The following is a 17,662-nucleotide window of genomic DNA, read 5'->3' as shown; positions in this document are numbered from 1 at the left end:
AAAAAATGAAAAAAATACTAGTTGCCAATAGAGGAGAAATCGCGATTCGCGTGATGAAAACTGCTCGAAAAATGGGAATCAAAACAGTAGCGGTGTATTCTACTGTAGACCGAAATGCACCTCACGTAGCCTTTGCAGATGAAGCAGTTTGTATAGGTGAAGCACCATCCAATCAGTCCTATTTGTTAGGAAATAAAATTATTGAAGTGGCCAAAGCGGTACAAGCTGATGCCATTCATCCAGGCTATGGTTTCTTGAGTGAAAATGCTGAATTTGCCGAAGAAGCCGAAAAAAACAACATCATCTTCATTGGTCCAAAATCCAAAGCCATTCATATAATGGGTAGTAAATTGGCAGCCAAAGAAGCTGTTCTACAATACGATATTCCAATGGTTCCTGGAGTGGACCACGCGATTACCGATATAGAAGAGGCTAAGCGTACTGCAAAAGCAATTGGTTTTCCTATTCTAATCAAAGCTTCTGCAGGAGGTGGAGGTAAAGGAATGCGTGTGGTGGATAATGAAGCCGATTTTGAAGCGCAAATGAACCGCGCTATTAGTGAGGCAGTGGCTGCTTTTGGAGATGGAGCGGTTTTTATTGAAAAATATGTGGCGTCGTCAAGACATATCGAAATTCAAGTGATGGCGGATAGTCACGGCAATGTATTGTACTTGTTTGAAAGAGAATGTAGTATTCAGCGTCGTCATCAAAAAGTAGTAGAGGAAGCACCCTCTGCGGTTATCACTCCCGAAATTCGAAAAAAAATGGGAGAAGCCGCGGTATTGGTAGCCAAATCTTGTGATTATTTAGGCGCAGGTACGGTTGAGTTTTTGGTGGATGAACAGCTGAACTTTTATTTCTTAGAAATGAATACGCGTTTGCAAGTAGAGCATCCTGTTACTGAAATTATTGCTGGAGTCGATTTGGTCGAAATGCAAATTCGTGTGGCGAGAGGCGAAGCGCTTACAATGCAACAAGAGGATTTGAAAATTCACGGTCACGCTGTAGAATTACGTGTGTATGCCGAAGATACTTTGAATGGGTTTTTACCGAGTGTAGGTAATCTAGAAGTGTACCAATTGCCCGAAGGCGAAGGTGTCCGAGTGGATAACGGATATGCTCAAGGAATGGATGTGCCTATTTATTATGACCCGATGTTGGCTAAATTAATAACATACGGAGCCACTCGTGAAGAGGCTATTCAGCGTATGGAGCAAGCTATTGCGGATTATAAAGTGGTGGGTGTGCAAACGACCTTGCCATTTGGTGCTTTTGTAATGCAGCACGAGGCCTTTCGTTCTGGAGATTTTGACACCAATTTTGTGAAAAAATATTACAATCCTGAAATTTTAAAAGAGCAAACCCAAAAAGAAGCATTGATTGCAGCAAAATTGGCGTTGAAACAGTATTTACAGGACCAAAAAGTGCTTCGATTGCCTAATTAAATAGGCGCTTGGTACATTTTAATAACAACAGAAAAGTATGGAATCTAAAATAAAAGTATTAAACGAAAAAATAGCACTAGCCCAATTGGGCGGTGGTCAAGCGCGAATTGATAAACATCACGCTGGTAAGAAACTAACCGCAAGAGAGCGTGTGATGTATTTGTTGGACGAAGGTTCTTTTGAAGAAATTGGAATGTTGGTTACCCACAGAACTACCGATTTTGGTATGGAGAAGGACTTGATTTACGGTGATGGTGTAGTTACGGGTTACGGAACTATTAATGGCAGATTGGTGTATGTTTTTGCACAAGATTTCACTGTTTTTGGTGGTTCTTTATCAGAAACACACGCCGAGAAAATTTGCAAAGTGATGGATATGGCGCTCAAAGTGGGTGCGCCAATGATTGGATTAAACGATTCTGGAGGTGCCCGAATTCAAGAAGGTGTCCGTTCTCTGGGAGGTTACGCTGATATCTTTTATCGCAACGTACAATCTTCTGGGGTTATACCTCAGATTTCTGCGATTATGGGACCTTGTGCGGGTGGTGCGGTGTATTCCCCAGCGATGACCGATTTTACTATGATGGTAGAAAACAACAGTTATATGTTTGTTACAGGACCCAATGTCGTGAAAACGGTAACCAATGAAGAAGTAACTTCAGAAGCTTTAGGTGGAGCCGTAACGCACGCTTCCAAATCGGGAGTGGCGCATTTAACTGCTCCCAATGGAGTGGCTTTGTTGAACAGTATCAAAAATCTTTTGAGCTATTTGCCACAAAATAATAAAGAAACAACACCAAAAGTACCTTACGTTTTGGGTGATGAAGTTCGAATGGAATTGGCTACGATTATTCCAGACAGTGCCAACAAACCCTATGATATGCACGAAGTGATTCGAGGAATTATTGATGCCGATTCTTTTTATGAAATTCATAAAGAGTATGCCGAAAATATTATTGTTGGTTTTGCCCGTTTGGGAGGAAGAAGTATCGGAATTGTAGCCAACAATCCAATGTTTTTAGCAGGTTGTTTGGATGTGAAGAGTTCTATCAAAGCTGCGAGATTTGTTCGTTTTTGCGACAGTTTCAATATTCCGTTGTTGGTGTTGGAAGACGTTCCAGGTTTCTTGCCAGGTACCGACCAAGAATGGAACGGAATCATTGTACACGGTGCTAAATTATTATATGCTTTTAGTGAGGCGACCGTGCCAAGAGTGACGGTGATTACACGAAAAGCCTATGGAGGTGCTTATGATGTAATGAATTCAAAACACATTGGTGCCGATATGAATTTTGCTTGGCCTACGGCAGAAATTGCAGTTATGGGTGCCAAAGGAGCCTCTGAAATTATCTTCAAAAAAGAAATTAGCGAAGCCGAAGACCACGAAGCGAAGTTATTAGAAAAAGAAGCGGAATATGCGGAATTATTCGCTAATCCTTACACTGCTGCACAACGTGGATTTATAGATGAGGTTATTCTTCCCGAAGATACCCGTCGAAAGTTGTTAAAAGCCTTCAGTATGCTCGAAGGAAAAACAGTCAACAGACCAGACAGAAAACACGGCAATATTCCGTTGTAATGTTTTGTTTGAAAGATTACAATTGTGAGCGTTTATTAGTAAAAAATCCAAAGCTACTTTTCCCTAGCTTTGGATTTTTCATTAATATATCAATTTGAAATTGTTGACCAATAAGGTACTATTTGTGCCTCCTTCTAACTGGTCACCATTAAAGCTTGATGAGAAAACTACTGAAATGTGAGTGACCGCTTCGTTTGCATTCGCATACAAACCGTTTTTAGGTTTTTGATAGGCTGGGAAAGAGCTATTTAATTCGCCATAGGTTAGTGCTATGGTGATGGTTTTAAAAGCGTCGATTACTTTTTCCTCTGAACGAAACCAACCTGTAGCTACTCTTTTGACTTCTGTTCCACTTCTGTTTTCTAATAAAACATAAATATCGCAAGCATCTTTAGTGGTTAAAGTTTGTCCTTTTCTATCTAAATAAGGTGTTCCAGGGCTATAGGCATAATCCACAGAGAAATTTTTAGGTCTAGCGGCAAATGGGATTCCAAATTTTGCAGAATTTATTGGATTCGATACATCCAATTCAAATTTGCCCGTAAACATTGACCCTGCGGCCATTCGTTGGTTGACTAATCCTGCTAAACCTCCCATATCTTGGGTAACCAACTTAGCTGCCAAATTGGTTCCATTAATAGTGAAAGGACTAACATTTGCATTTCCTAATGTTGTAACGCCTGCATTTCCACTAGCCCAAATAGAGTTAGCATCTTTTCCAGGTTCGTAATAATTTTTGGGAGTCATATACCAATCATCAAAAGTACTGTTTTCCAGTTGAGGTTCGCTTCCTTCTTGTTTTACGGTTACAGTATAGGTCTTGGTTGAGCCATCTTCGGCTGTTACTGTATACTTTACGGGGTTGGTAAAATCTACTGTCTCCTCGATAGTTGGGCTAACGGTTGCGAAGGTAGAAAGCTGTAGTTCTTGAGGTTTTAGTTGTTTAATATTTGCGCTAGCTGCAACGTTTACATTGATTGTTCCTAAAGATTCCTCAATAATAGTATTCCCAACTTGGTTGTTCAAAACAAAGCTCAATATCTTCTTTTGATTTGATTTTCCAAAATAATCCTCTGAGACACAGTTGGACAAAACGATGCAAACAATCGTTAAGAATAAAAGTTTTGTTCTCATATATTAGGTTTTAAAAAAATAATAAAAGCTTATGTTTAAAGACAGGATATTTAGTTTTAAATCGAGCTCACTACTTTTAATTTTAGTGTTTTCTACTTGATTCACAGTTGTGGTTCTGTTGTTATGGTTAAAACCCGCAAGATTAACGCCTACCTCCGTGGCAAAACCTTTAATTATAAAAACCTGAATACCAGGATTTATTCCCAGATTGTAGTTCTTATTTACGGTATAATATCTTGTTAGTATATCATTTGTAGTTTGTTCAGAAACTTTATTCTCTACATTCATACCTAGACTTACAACATTAAAAAGATTGAATCGTCCGTTTGGAGTAATTGGAATGTAATTTTTTATGAAAAAACCTCCTCCAAGACTACTTTTTACTTCATTTACATAAGTTTTTGTGCCTTCTGAGTTTTCTAAAATTTGATTCAGTTTCGCCCAATCGTACTTCACGGCAGCACCAACTGCAAAGGATTTACTCAAAAAATACCCCCCGTTGGCTTGAATGTTGAACCCATCTTTTTGTCGGTCAATGATATTGGTGACTAATATATTTTCGTTTTGACTGGTTCTAGTATTTGCCCCGCCTGTTAAACCAATAAATGCAAGGCCTTTTTGAAGTTTGGTAAATGACGAAATTTCATTTGAGTTAGTAGATTGGGCATAGATTGTTTTTGAAAAAATCAAAAGTCCAATTGTTAATGACAAAATGAGACGTCTTTTGTAAATTAAAATCATTGATTTTCATTTATAGTTTGATTCTCAAATTTCTGAATAATTTACTTAAAAAATCAATTATTCTTTAAAAAAACGAAACCCAATCCCGTGAAGGTTTTCAATAGAAATTCCGGGTTCATTGGCTAGAATTTTGCGCAATCTCGAGATAAAAACATCCAAGCTGCGACCCATAAAATAATCATCATCACCCCAAAGTGCTGTTAAGATTTCTTCTCGTTTTAGGACTATATTTTTATTGTCGAGAAATAATTTTAGCAATTCTGATTCTCTTTGGGTTAATTTTATTTTTTCGGAAGCATTCCAAAGCAAGTAGTTTTTGGTGTCGAAAGTGTATTTCCCGACTTGATAGGGAGCAGATTCGAGCTTTTCTTTTTTTTGAGAGCGCTTTAAGAAAATTTCAATTTTGAGCAATAACTCTTCAATGCTAAAAGGTTTTACCAAATAATCATCGGCACCCAAACGCAGTCCTTTGATGCGGTCTTCTTTGAGCGTTTTGGCCGAAAGGAAAATGATGGGAATATGAGTATCGATTTTTCGTATGGCTTCGGCTAATTCAAAACCATCTTTTTTAGGCAGCATAATGTCGAAAATGCAAATATCAAAACCTATTTTATGAAAGCATTCTAAAGCAGCCACGCCATCCTCACAATGATAAACATCGTATTGATTTTGTTCTAAATTGTCTTTTGTCAAAAAAGCCAAAGTGGCATCATCTTCGACATATAAAATTTTTGGATTATTCATTTTTTATCGGCAATACTAAAGTTATGGTTGTTCCAAAAGGCTCATTATTTTGGGCACTTATTTTCCAATGATGTAAGTCGCATATTTTTTTTACGTAATACAATCCCAGTCCAAAACCATTGATTTCATTGCTTTTTTTAGATGGAATTCGGTAAAATTTATCAAAAATAAAAGGAATTTTTTTAGACTCAATGCCAATTCCGTTATCGATGCAGTCTATTTGTAAATGCTGTTTGGTATCGGTAAAACGAAGAGTGATTTCGGGTGTTTTATCGCAATATTTTATCGCATTGTCGAATAAATTATAAATGATGTTTGAAAAATGAAAAACATCCCCGTTTAGCTGAGTTTTGGTACTTTGATTCTCTAAATGAAACACCACCATTGGATGTTTGAGTTGACAGTTTTCTATGATTTCTTTGATGATAGGAAGGAACTCAAAAGTAGTTTTTTGGAGTTGTAACGGGGTAGCATCCGATTTGGCAACCGTCAAAATCTTCTCGATGTGCTGGTTGAGTTTGTTGCTTTGCTCCACAATGATTTGGGCATATTTCTCCAACTTTTCATCATCTGTAATTGGTTTTTGTTTGCTTAAATAATTCGAAGCAATGAGTATAGACGACAGAGGTGTTTTGAATTCGTGGGTCATATTGTTGATGAAATCACGTTGCAAGTCGGAATATTTTTTTTGTTGTAAAAGCGTGTAAATGGAATACACATAAATCAAAAGAATCAGTACTAAAACCAATGAAAGCACAAACCAAAACTTAAGGGAACTGAACAAAAAGCTCGTTTCGTTGGGAAAACGAATGGCAAAATAATAGACCAAGTTTTTGTGTTTGGGAAAATGAATTGAGTGCTTAGAAGTGTCTTTTTCGTCAAGGGAAACATAATTACCATAAACCATTTCGTCACTCTGACAATTATAAATGGCATATTCAAAATCTGTAGTTACGCCCAACTTTTTGAAAACGGATTTGAGGTAAAATTCCAAAATCGAGGCATCAAAATCATTCTCTACGTTGACGATGTAATAATCATTAGAGATTTTTTGCACTGGGTTTTGCACCGGAATTTCCTGATTGTTGCCTTTGTACAAGTTTTTAGCCACTTCATATAAGGCAATATGCGCTTTTTGACTGAATTTTTTTTCTTCAATTCGAAAAGCTTCTTTGGTCCATAATAGTTGTGCCAATAAAATACCGATGATGGCAATGAGTCCAATGACAATGATACTATTGAGGCGATTGATTTTCAAGAAAGGGTCTTTTTAGGATGTAATATTAAGTAAAAATAAGTTGTTTTTGAGGCATTAACAAGTCGTTAACAATCATTTGAATTTGTTTAACAGCAATCCCAAAAAGAGTAACTATATTTGAAAAGTAAAAATTAGAACACTAAACAATTAAATATAGAAATTATGAAAATGTTAAAAATCTCTTTATTGGCAGTAGCTTTTGGATTAATGTCTTTCTCGGCTATTACTCCAGTTAAAACAATGGTAACCAAAGTAGCAAATTATGCTAGTGTTTTGGTTTGGAAATCAGAAACTATTGATGTGGGTTCTATCCCTCAAGGTACTCCAAAACCTATTATTTTTGAATTCAAAAACACTGGAAAAACTCCTGTAATTTTGACTAATGTTCAAGGTTCTTGTGGTTGTACAGCTACTAATTATACTAAAACTCCAATCGCTCCAGGAAAATCAGGAACGGTTACGGCTACTTACAATGCAGCAGCTATGGGAGCTTTTACTAAAACAGTAACGGTAACTTCTAATGCAGAAACAACTCCAAAAGTATTGACTATTAAAGGAACTGTAGTTGCGGCTACTGCGAAAAGCTAATAGAAAACAGATTATAAAGGCAATCAAACCACTCTGAAAAGGGTGGTTTTTTTATGCGTTTACTTTTCGGGTGAAAAAAGTTAGACGCTTAGTGTATCAATTGGGATGAAGATTTGCATTTGGTATTATTTGATTAGAAAATGAAATAATAGTATCTAAATTTACTACTCTATCCCTTTAAATTTGTAGCTTATGTTAAATAAATTTCCAAAATTAATGTTTTTAAATAAGTTACGTTTTGCTTTGGTTTTGTTGTTAGCGATGAATGTATCGGCCCAACAAAAACAGGAAAGCTCCAGTTATTATACTTTGTCAGGTCGAGTAAACCCACTCGAGAATAATCAAGTACTTCTTATTGGTTCAGCTGCTTTGGTGGCTTTTGAGTTTACAGGTTCGACTTGTGCTATTTCGCTTCAAAGTGTGGATGGTTTTGAACATCATAATTATGTTTCTTTGGTATTAGATGGTCAGTATTTGGGTCGTTTGAGAATAGAAAAAGGAAGTGCTCAATCGTTTCCAATACAAGTTACTTCTGCTAAAAAAACACACCGATTAGAGGTGTATAAAGCAACTGAAGCGGCCAATGGCAGTGTCCTATTTGCAGGCACGACAGCCCAAGTGATTCCTTCGAAAACAAAAATCAAAAAGAAAAAGAAAATCGAGTTCATAGGTGATTCGATTACTTGTGGAATGGGCAATGATTCCAATCCGATTCCTTGTGGGTCGGGCGAATGGTACGATCAACATAACGGTTATTTGGCCTACGGACCAGTGCTTTCTAGACGTTTGGATGCAGATTATTTGTTGAGTTCTGTTTCTGGAATTGGAATGTATCGCAACTGGAATGACGAGCATTTGGAAGAAGCCATTATGCCTGATGTTTACGAAAATTTACATTTGAACAAAGACCAATCCAAATCGTATGATTTTGCATTTCAGCCGGATTTGGTGAGTATTTGTTTGGGTACTAATGACCTTTCGGATGGTGATGGAAAAAAGCCTAGATTGCCTTTTAATGAAGAAAAATACGTAGCGAATTATATTGATTTTATCAAAACGGTATACAAACATTCACCAAATACCCGAATTGTTTTGTTGACTAGCCCTATGGTTTCGGGAGATCGTAATGTGACTTTGGTGAAATGCTTGAAAAAAGTAATCCAAGCTTTTGAAACGGACAAAGGTCATAAACCGATAGCCTTGTTCGAGTTCCAGCCGATGTCTCCGAAAGGTTGTGGCTATCATCCCGATACTAATGATGATAAAGTGATGGCGGATCAATTATTGCCTTATTTTAAAAAAATACTATATGAAAAATAGACTTTTTGCCCTAGTCGTTTTCTTCCAAGTTGGTTTGGCCTTCGCCAATGTTACGCTTCCGAATATTTTTTCGGATAATATGGTGTTGCAACGCAATGCAGATGTGACATTTTGGGGTTGGGCAAATCCGCAAGAAGAAGTAGTGATTACTCCGAGTTGGAGCAATGAAACTTACAAAATTAAAGCTAGCAATCAAGCTCAATGGGAGATTAAGATTCCAACACCTAAAGAAGGAGGGCCTTATACAATTACCATAAAAGGGTACAACGAGCTTGTTCTTAAAAATATTTTGATTGGAGAAGTTTGGATTTGTTCCGGGCAATCGAATATGGAAATGAATGCCGGATGGGGAATTACCAATGGCGATGAAGCAGTAAAGAATGCTACAAATACCACGATAAGATTCTTTTCAATCCCCAAATTAACAGCGTCCACAACGCAAAATAATGTATCTGGAACTTGGACCACCTGTACATCAGAGACGATGAAATACTTTAGCGCTGTGGGCTATTTTTTTGGGCAGCGTTTACAAGAAGAATTAAAAAATGTACCGATTGGTTTGATTTCATCCAATTGGGGAGGAACGCCAGCAGAGATTTGGATGCCCGAAGAAGTGATTCAAAAGGATGCTGTTTTGTTGGAAGCTGCCAAAACTAGAAAAGAAGAAAGTTACGGTCCCCATCAGCCGGGACGCGCCTTTAATGCTATGATTTATCCGTTGACTGAATTCAAAATTGCTGGGGCCTTATGGTACCAAGGAGAAAGCAATGTGGGTTCTACAGTTTATGATAAAACCCTCACGGCTTTGATTACTTCGTGGAGACAATTGTGGCAGTATGACTTTCCGTTTTATCTGGTTCAAATTGCTCCTTATAAGTATGGAGAAGATCATTTTGGTGGTGCCGTGATTCGCGATGCCCAGCGAAAAGTAGCCCAACAAGTTCCCAACACAGGATTGGTGGTTACTAGCGATATTTCGCCTATTGATGATATTCATCCAAAGGATAAAAAATCGGTGGGGATTCGATTGGGGAATTTGGCTTTGGCGAATACCTATAAAACCAACAAAAAGTTGGTGAATGGTCCTTTGTTTAAAGCCATAAAAATGGAAAAAAGTAAAGTGCTAGTCACTTTTGACTATGCCGAAGGCTTGTACTTTAAGGATAAGAAAGCCGATTTGTTTGAAGTTGCGGGTGCTGACAATGTGTTTTATAAAGCAACAGCTGTGATTAAAAATAATTCGGTCATCGTACAATCGGATAAAGTAAAGTCGCCCACTAAAGTGCGCTATGCTTGGAAAAATACGGATCAATCCACACTTTTTAATCAAGCGAATTTACCGGCTTCGACTTTTATAAGTGAGTAAAGTACATAGCATTAATTTGTCTTTTCGAAGGAGGAGAAATCCCATAACATGAATGATACAAGCTGTTCATAAAATGTGATTCTTCGTTTCTCAGAATTACCAAAAAACGCATTGATTGATGGGATTTCGCGTGAGGGATAGGAGTGAAAAGCCCACAGCTCCGATTTTCTCGGAGCGAGGACTTGTAACGGATAGCCCGACCCGCCTACTGAGCTTGTCGAAGTGTCTAGCGGGGCACGCCCAAAAAATAAAAAACATAGTATGAAGAATAAAATAGTAGTAACGGCAGGGATTTTTGCCCTGATGATAACTGGAAGTATGAATGCACAAAAAATACCACATTTAGATCAAACAAAACCAATTGAAGAACGAATTGATTTGTTGATGCAACAAATGACGTTGGAGGAAAAAGTGGGACAAATGAACCAATACAATGGCTTTTGGGAAGTAACGGGACCAGCGCCAAAAGGAGGCGATGCAGCAAAGAAATACGAACATTTACGCAAAGGATGGGTGGGCTCAATGCTTACAGTTCGTGGTGTAAAGGAAGTAAAAGCGGTGCAAAAAATAGCAGTCGAAGAAACCCGATTGGGGATTCCTCTGATTATAGGTTTTGATGTGATTCATGGATACAAAACCTTGAGCCCAATTCCGTTGGCTGAGGCTGCGAGCTGGGATTTGGAAGCGATTAAAAAATCGGCTCAAGTGGCAGCAGACGAAGCATCGGCGGTGGGGATCAACTGGACATTTGGGCCAAATGTAGATATTTCGAATGATGCGCGTTGGGGACGAGTGATGGAAGGTGCGGGAGAAGATCCTTATTTGGGAAGTAAAATTGCCAAAGCTAGAGTTACTGGTTTTCAAGGCGACACCAAAGCCGATTTAATGAAAGTGAATACGATAGCGGCTTGTGCAAAACATTTTGCGGCCTACGGTTTTGCCGAATCGGGAAGGGATTACAATACGGTAGACATTAGCGATTCTAAATTATACAATACCGTTTTGCCTCCGTTTAAAGCGGCGACAGATGCAGATGTGCGTACGTTGATGAATTCGTTTAATATTTTGAATGGCGTTCCTGCTACAGGCAATGCTTTTTTGCAAAGGGATATTTTAAAAGGACAATGGAAATTTGACGGTTTTGTGGTGTCAGATTGGGCTTCGGTTCGGGAAATGATTCCGCACGGTTTTGCCAAAGATGGAGCAGAAGCGACTGCAAAAGCAGTGAATGCAGGTTCAGATATGGATATGGAATCGCATTTGTATGTGGTCGAATTAGTGAAGTTGGTCAAAGAAGGAAAAGTGAAAGAAGCCTTGGTAGACGATGCCGTTCGCAGAATTTTGCGCGTGAAGTTTGAATTGGGCTTGTTTGATGATCCTTATAAATATTGCGATGAAAAGCGTGAGAAAGCGACCTTGGGTAGTAAAGCCAATAATGAGGCAGTGCTGGATATGGCAAAGAAGTCGATTGTATTGTTGAAAAACGAAAAGGGGATACTTCCGCTAAAAAAATCGGGTCAAAAAATAGCCTTGATTGGGGCTTTGGCTAATGATAAAAACAGTCCGTTGGGAAGCTGGCGAATTGCTTCGGATGATAATACAGCGGTTTCTGTTTTGGAAGGAATGCAACAGTACAAAGGCAACGTACTGACGTTTGAAAAAGGTGCCGATTTGACGGTGGGTAAAACTACCTTTATTGACGAACTGGTGTTTAATACCACCGATAAAAGCGGATTTGAAGCAGCCAAAAAAGTAGCTGCAAACGCAGATGTTGTAGTGATGGTTTTGGGTGAGCACGGTTTTCAATCAGGAGAAGGACGTAGTAGAACGAATCTAGATTTACCAGGTGTTCAACAAGAATTATTAGAAGAAGTGTATAAAGTGAATCCAAATATTGTTCTGGTTTTAAACAACGGTCGACCTTTGGCTTTGCCTTGGGCAGCGGAACATGTTCCTGCGATTGTTGAGGCTTGGCATTTGGGTACACAGACCGGTAATGCGGTGGCTCAGGTGTTGTATGGTGATTATAATCCGAGTGGTAAATTGCCAATGTCTTTTCCTAGAAATGTAGGGCAAGTGCCGATTTATTATAACAATTACAACACTGGAAGACCTGTAAATAGCGACAAAAATGTATTCTGGTCGCATTATACTGATGTAGAGAAAACGCCTTTGTTTCCTTTTGGTTTTGGATTGAGTTACACAACTTTCGATTATAAAAATTTAAAAATCAACAAAGCTTCTTTCGCAAAAGGAGAGCCAGTTGTGGTTTCGGTGGATATTACCAACTCTGGTAATTATGATGGTAAAGAGGTTGCGCAATTGTATATCCAAGACGTGGTTGCAAGTTTGGCCAGACCTGTAAAAGAACTAAAAGGCTTTGAGTTGATTGCTTTGAAAAAAGGAGAAACCAAAACCGTAACCTTTACTTTGACTGAGAAGGAGTTAGGATTCTATGACAATGCAGGGAAGTACTTGGTAGAAGCGGGAACTTTTAAACTGATGGTTGGCGGAAGCTCAGATAAAGGTTTGGAAGGCCGATTTGAGTTGGAGTAATTCATAAACAAACACGAATTTCACGAGTTTGCATCAATTAATTAGTGTAAATTCGTGAAATTCGTGTTTTATATTTAATTCAATTTAAATCAGGATTATGCAATACAATAGATGTGGAAAAAGTGGTTTGTTATTACCGCAAATTTCTTTGGGACTATGGCACAACTTCGGTTCGGTGGATTCTTTTGAAAATGCTGAAAGTATCGCCAAAACTGCTTTTGATCGAGGGATAACTCATTTTGATTTGGCCAACAATTACGGGCCGGTTCCAGGTTCGGCAGAGACGAATTTTGGTCAGATACTAAAGAATAATTTTCAAGGAAATCTAAGAGATCAAATTGTAATTTCTACCAAAGCGGGCTACACTATGTGGGAAGGTCCTTATGGCGATTGGGGATCACGAAAATACCTGTTATCGAGTTTGGATCAGAGTTTGAAGCGAATGAATGTGGACTATGTGGATATTTTTTATTCGCATCGTTTTGATCCAGAAACTCCTTTAGAAGAAACGATGATGGCGTTGGATTTTGCTGTTCGAAGTGGGAAAGCTTTGTATGCTGGCATTTCAAATTACAATCCAGAACAAACCAGAGAGGCTACAGAAATTTTGAAGCGATTAGGCACTCCTTGTTTGATTCATCAAGCAAAATATTCGATGTTTGTAAGAACTCCCGAAGAAGGATTGCTAAACGTTCTCGAAGAAAAGGGTGTGGGTTGTATTGCTTTTTCGCCTTTGGCACAAGGTCTTTTGACAGATAAATATTTGAAAGGTATTCCAGAGAATTCCCGTGCTCACAATCCCAATGGACATTTACAAGAAACAGAAGTTTCGGAGGAACGTATCCAGAAAATCATTCGATTGAACGAAATAGCAAAAGAGCGAAATCAATCCTTGGCACAAATGGCTTTGGCTTGGTTGCTCAAAGACAGCAGGATTACTTCGGTGTTGATTGGAGCGAGTTCTGTGGGGCAATTGAATAATAATCTCGATAGTCTGAATTCGCTGTCTTTTTCAGCTGATGAATTGAAGGCTATTGAGATGGTTTTGAGGTAGTACTAAAAAGCAATACCCCAAAAAGAGACTGAGACTCTTTTTGGGGTATTTTTTTCTAGTCATAATTACAAAGAAATTTAGATTCTGTGAATGAGTTCTATACAAGCGCGGCTGTTGTGGTAAGGACATTTCCAGAAACCCGCTTTGTCCTTCTGCATAGTAGAATAATCGCTATTTACGCCCCAAAACCATTCTCCATTTTGATGGTCAATGATATGTTTTTTGATAAAAGACCAATTTTTTAAAACGATGTCTGAGTATTCTTGTTTTCCAGAAAGTTGCCATGCATTGTAATAGCCAATCATCAATTCGGCTTGTGGCCATGAATGTTTTTCGGCTATTAATTTTTGTGTTTTAGGATTGTATTCGTACCATAGCCCTCCGTCAGTATCGATGCCCTCTTTGGTCACTTCGGCGATTTGTATTGCATGTTTTTTATAGTTAGCAATCAAAGTAGTATCACCAGTTATTTCGGCGCATTGTAGCAATAACCAAGCAGCTTCAATATCGTGACCATAAGAAAAGACATCCGGTTTTTCTATCCAGTTTTCATCAAAAAACAAACGCAAATGACCATTTTCAGTATTGATGAAATGAATTTCGATGGTGGTTAAAAGTTCGATTATCGTTTGGCGAAGCGTTTCGTCTTTCCAAACTTTATACAAATTGGCGTACCCTTCTACGATGTGTAAATGCGTGTTCATCGTTTTCTTTTCGTTGGCATCTTTGTCGCTCAAGCGCAGGTCATCAATTAATTGCCAGTCACGAGTAAAGGCTTCTAAATAACCTTTGTTTATTGGGTCAAAGCTATAGGTTTCTATTTTTTTATAAAGCTGAATGGCAATGGCTAATGCTTCTTCATTATTCGAAATCGAGTAGTATTCAGCCATTCCGTAGATTACAAAACCTAAGGCATAAATTTGATTTTTGGTATCTTTTGGAGTACCATCAAAATTCAGGCTCCAAAATATTCCACCATATTCAGGGTCAAGAAAGTAGTTCTTGATGTATTCAAAAGCTCTTGTAGCGGTGTTTTTATGGTCTTCGTTTTTAGATAAATGATAAGCCGCCGAAAATGCCCAAAGAATTCGGGCATTTAGGACAGCTCCTTTATCAGCATCGTCATTTCTATTGTTTTCAAAATCAATTTGACCGATAAACCCTCCGTTTTTGTTATCGATTGTATGGGTCATCCAATACTCGAGAATATTTTGGAGTTCTAATCGTAACTCTATTTTTAGATTTTTTAATTCGGTTGTCACTGTTCTAGATTGATTTATTTTTCTCTACTTGTTTGATGATGGTTTGCACGGAACCTGCAGAAGTAAACGTGTCTTCTGGTGTGTTGGTAACATAGTCAACTAATTGCTCAATACTTGAAACAGCTACATGCATGCGCGTATCCGATGAAGCGTAATAGATATAAACAGTTCCATCTTCATCAGCAATCCAACCGTTTGAGAACAATACATTCGATACATCGCCCACTCTTTCTGCACCTTCTGGAGCCATAAAATGTCCTGCGGGATAGTGTGTTACTTTCGAAATATCATTCAAATCGGTCATGAACATATAAAGAGTGTAACGAAGGCCAGCAGCCGTATTACGAACACCATGTGCCAAATGCAACCATCCTTTTTCAGTTTTGATAGGAGCGGGGCCTAAACCGTTTTTTAGCTCATAAACGGTGTGGTATTGTTTTCCGTAAATGATTTGTTCTTCTTTTACTACTGGATTGGTCATTTCTTCTACATAACCCAAACCGATACCACCTCCGTTACCAACATCTATGAAGCCATCTTGAGGACGAGTGTATAAAGCATATTTTCCATCAACAAATTCAGGGTGTAAAACTACATTACGTTGTTGTCCAGTTTTAGAGATTAAGTCCGGCAGTCGTTCCCAATTCACTAAATCTTTGGTACGAACAATTCCAGCATTAGCAATAGCCATACTAGTGTCGCCTGCAGGGGCTTTAGGGTCTTTGCGTTCGGTACAAAAGATGCCATAAATCCAGCCGTCTTCGTGTGCAATTAAACGCATATCGTATACGTTGGTATCTGGTTCTTCGGTTTGAGGAATCACACAAGGCTTGTCCCAAAACTTAAAATTATCCACTCCATTTGGGCTTTCGGCGATAGCAAAAAAAGATTTTCTGTCTACACCTTCAACACGCACCACAGTGATGTATTTGTTGTTCCATTTTATGGCGCCAGCATTGAATGTAGCATTAATGCCAATGCGTTCCAAAAGTAATGGATTGGTGTTTGGGTCAAAGTCATAACGCCATTCAAGGGGTGTATGAGCGGCTGTTATTATTGGGTTTTTATAACGGGTGTATATTCCGTTTCCAGGGGTATTTACTGGTTCGTTTTTTTTCTCAATTAGCGCTTGAAATTCTTTTTTCAAGTTCTCTAATCGATAGGCTACTATGTTGTTTTCAGATGTAATCATGCTATAAAATGCTAGTTCAAAATTTATTTTATTGTTCTCTTTTATTGTTGAGTTCGTCTTCTATAATTTGTAATTTTTCTTCGTTAAGAGGATAAAAGAAAATGAAAATGACGGATATTGCTGCAGCTATTGCTGGTAGTACACTTAGCATAAGTTGGATGCCGTTTTGAGTATCGGCGGTTTGTGCTACATTCGCTTGAAAGCCATAATAACCTAACAACCATCCAGTTCCTGCGCCTCCAATTGTCCAGCCAAATTTTTGCGACATAGAAGAAGCAGAAAAGACTAATCCAGTTGCTCTTCGGCCTTGTTTCCATTCAGAATAATCAGCACTATCAGCATACATCGACCAAATTAAAGGGAAGATACAGCCTGCGCAAATGCTTATTAATACTTGAAAACTTAATATCCAATAGATTTCATTGTTTTTGAAAAGGTAAAAAATCAAACTAAAGATGGCTGCTAGAAACATTGCCCCTAAAAAGGTGTTTTTCTTACCCAATCTATTGGCAATTGGGGTAGCAATGATTACTCCAATGATATTGGCAGCTTGGCCTAAAACCAAGTATATCGAAGTAGGCGTCATATGAAAATCGGTGCCAAAAAGCGTAAAATCAAAATTAATGGTGCTACTTACATAGTATTTGAAATAGTAAACCGCAGCTCCGTCTCTAATCGAATTGAAGATTAAGGCGCCAATACCCGCACCAAGCAGAATCCACCATGGACGATTTTTCAGTAAATCGTTCAAGTCTTCTTTCAGGTTCGATTTTTCGTCAGAGATGGGTTGTACTCTTTCTTTGGTCCAAAAAAAGCAGGCCCAGAAGAAAATGGTCGTAATTACTCCAAAAACAGCAATTGTTATCAACCAACCCGATTTTGAATTCAGGTTTCCACCAAAATAATTAACTAAAGGTTCAATGAGCCAAAGCGCCAGTAAGCTTCCGCCAAAGGCAAATACCATTCGGTACGAAGAAAGGGTAGTTCTTTCTTTTCTATCAGAGGATAAAACGCCAAGTAAAGAGGCATAAGGCACATTGATTACAGAATACACCATCATCATTAAAGAGTAGGTTACGTAAGCGTAAATGATTTTGCCTTTTTCGTCAAAATCTGGTGTGTAAAAAGTTAGTACTCCAATTATAGCAAAGGGTATGGCCGTCCATAATAAATAGGGTCTGAATTTTCCCCATTTTGATGTTGTTCTATCTGCAAGAATTCCTACGATGGGGTCAAAGCAAGAATCCCAAATTCTAGTGATTAAAAACATGGTTCCTACTACTGCCGGTGCTAGACCAAACACATCCGTATAGAAAAACAATAGGTACATGCTGAATATTTTCCAAAACATAGAAGAGGCAGCATCGCCAAGTCCGTAACCTATTTTTTCTTTTAAACTTATTTTTTCGTGCATTTGTAAATA

14 protein-coding genes are annotated in these 17,662 nt (G+C 38.3%); 7 read left to right on the top strand and 7 right to left on the bottom strand.

From position 1 onward, the window contains the following. Positions 1-5 precede the first annotated feature (5 nt). Entirely contained in the window at positions 6-1,445 is a 1,440-nt protein-coding gene (locus ACSVH9_RS09010) for an acetyl-CoA carboxylase biotin carboxylase subunit (protein ID WP_438063439.1), read from the top strand. 37 nt (positions 1,446-1,482) lie between these two features. Beyond that, positions 1,483-3,024: an acyl-CoA carboxylase subunit beta gene (locus tag ACSVH9_RS09005; RefSeq protein ID WP_300978511.1), complete on the top strand. Its 1,542-nt coding sequence runs from the start codon at positions 1,483-1,485 to the stop codon at positions 3,022-3,024. A gap of 81 nt (positions 3,025-3,105) precedes the next feature. On the opposite strand, the gene ACSVH9_RS09000 is transcribed toward ACSVH9_RS09005, so the two are convergent. The 4 genes from ACSVH9_RS09000 to ACSVH9_RS08985 are packed head-to-tail and all read right to left on the bottom strand — an operon-like array spanning position 3,106 to position 6,901. After that, positions 3,106-4,158 carry a PCMD domain-containing protein gene (locus tag ACSVH9_RS09000; RefSeq protein WP_438063438.1) on the bottom strand — a complete coding sequence of 351 codons (1,053 nt, stop codon included), beginning with the start codon at positions 4,156-4,158 and terminating at the stop codon, positions 3,106-3,108. Positions 4,159-4,161: 3 nt separating this feature from the next. Further along, a complete protein-coding gene (locus ACSVH9_RS08995; protein ID WP_438063437.1) occupies positions 4,162-4,899 on the bottom strand; it encodes a hypothetical protein in 738 nt (245 codons plus the stop codon). Positions 4,900-4,956: 57 nt separating this feature from the next. Then, entirely contained in the window at positions 4,957-5,643 is a 687-nt protein-coding gene (locus tag ACSVH9_RS08990) for a response regulator transcription factor (protein ID WP_438063436.1), read from the bottom strand. Beyond that, positions 5,636-6,901 (bottom strand): sensor histidine kinase, encoded by a 1,266-nt coding sequence (locus ACSVH9_RS08985; protein WP_438063435.1) that lies wholly within the window; start codon positions 6,899-6,901, stop codon positions 5,636-5,638. Before ACSVH9_RS08985 ends, ACSVH9_RS08990 begins: the two co-directional genes overlap by 8 nt. Positions 6,902-7,063: 162 nt before the next feature. Here ACSVH9_RS08985 and ACSVH9_RS08980 point away from each other — a divergent pair, with 162 nt between their 5' ends. From ACSVH9_RS08980 to ACSVH9_RS08960, 5 genes are all read left to right on the top strand, one after another. Then, the gene (locus ACSVH9_RS08980; RefSeq protein WP_315141891.1) at positions 7,064-7,489 is read left to right on the top strand and encodes a DUF1573 domain-containing protein; all 426 of its coding nucleotides are present in this window, start codon (positions 7,064-7,066) and stop codon (positions 7,487-7,489) included. A 192-nt stretch (positions 7,490-7,681) separates the two neighbouring features. Next, entirely contained in the window at positions 7,682-8,809 is a 1,128-nt protein-coding gene (locus ACSVH9_RS08975; RefSeq protein WP_438063434.1) for a GDSL-type esterase/lipase family protein, read from the top strand. Then, positions 8,799-10,175: a sialate O-acetylesterase gene (locus ACSVH9_RS08970; RefSeq protein ID WP_438063433.1), complete on the top strand. Its 1,377-nt coding sequence runs from the start codon at positions 8,799-8,801 to the stop codon at positions 10,173-10,175. The genes ACSVH9_RS08975 and ACSVH9_RS08970 overlap by 11 nt, the downstream gene beginning before the upstream one ends. 261 nt (positions 10,176-10,436) lie before the next feature. Further along, positions 10,437-12,731, top strand: a complete 2,295-nt coding sequence (gene bglX, locus ACSVH9_RS08965; protein WP_438063432.1) for a beta-glucosidase BglX — start codon at positions 10,437-10,439, stop codon at positions 12,729-12,731. A 97-nt stretch (positions 12,732-12,828) separates the two neighbouring features. Continuing rightward, positions 12,829-13,785 carry an aldo/keto reductase gene (locus ACSVH9_RS08960; RefSeq protein WP_438063431.1) on the top strand — a complete coding sequence of 319 codons (957 nt, stop codon included), beginning with the start codon at positions 12,829-12,831 and terminating at the stop codon, positions 13,783-13,785. Positions 13,786-13,862: 77 nt separating this feature from the next. Here the strand turns inward: ACSVH9_RS08960 and ACSVH9_RS08955 are convergent, their stop codons facing one another. Genes ACSVH9_RS08955 through ACSVH9_RS08945 form a run of 3 tightly spaced genes read right to left on the bottom strand, consistent with a single transcriptional unit; the run spans position 13,863 to position 17,653 of the window. Beyond that, complete coding sequence (locus ACSVH9_RS08955; RefSeq protein ID WP_438063430.1) at positions 13,863-15,047, bottom strand: AGE family epimerase/isomerase; 1,185 nt, start codon at positions 15,045-15,047, stop codon at positions 13,863-13,865. A 4-nt stretch (positions 15,048-15,051) separates the two neighbouring features. Further along, entirely contained in the window at positions 15,052-16,239 is a 1,188-nt protein-coding gene (locus tag ACSVH9_RS08950) for a glycoside hydrolase family 130 protein (RefSeq protein ID WP_438063429.1), read from the bottom strand. Positions 16,240-16,267: 28 nt separating this feature from the next. Next, complete coding sequence (locus ACSVH9_RS08945) at positions 16,268-17,653, bottom strand: MFS transporter (protein ID WP_438063428.1); 1,386 nt, start codon at positions 17,651-17,653, stop codon at positions 16,268-16,270. Positions 17,654-17,662: the final 9 nt, after the last annotated feature.

The sequence above is a fragment of the Flavobacterium sp. RSSB_23 genome, from assembly GCF_051547145.1.
In the GTDB taxonomy this organism is placed as follows: domain Bacteria; phylum Bacteroidota; class Bacteroidia; order Flavobacteriales; family Flavobacteriaceae; genus Flavobacterium.
The sequence above is the reverse complement of the archived record's forward strand: the minus strand, read 5'-3'. Positions and strand labels throughout refer to the sequence as shown.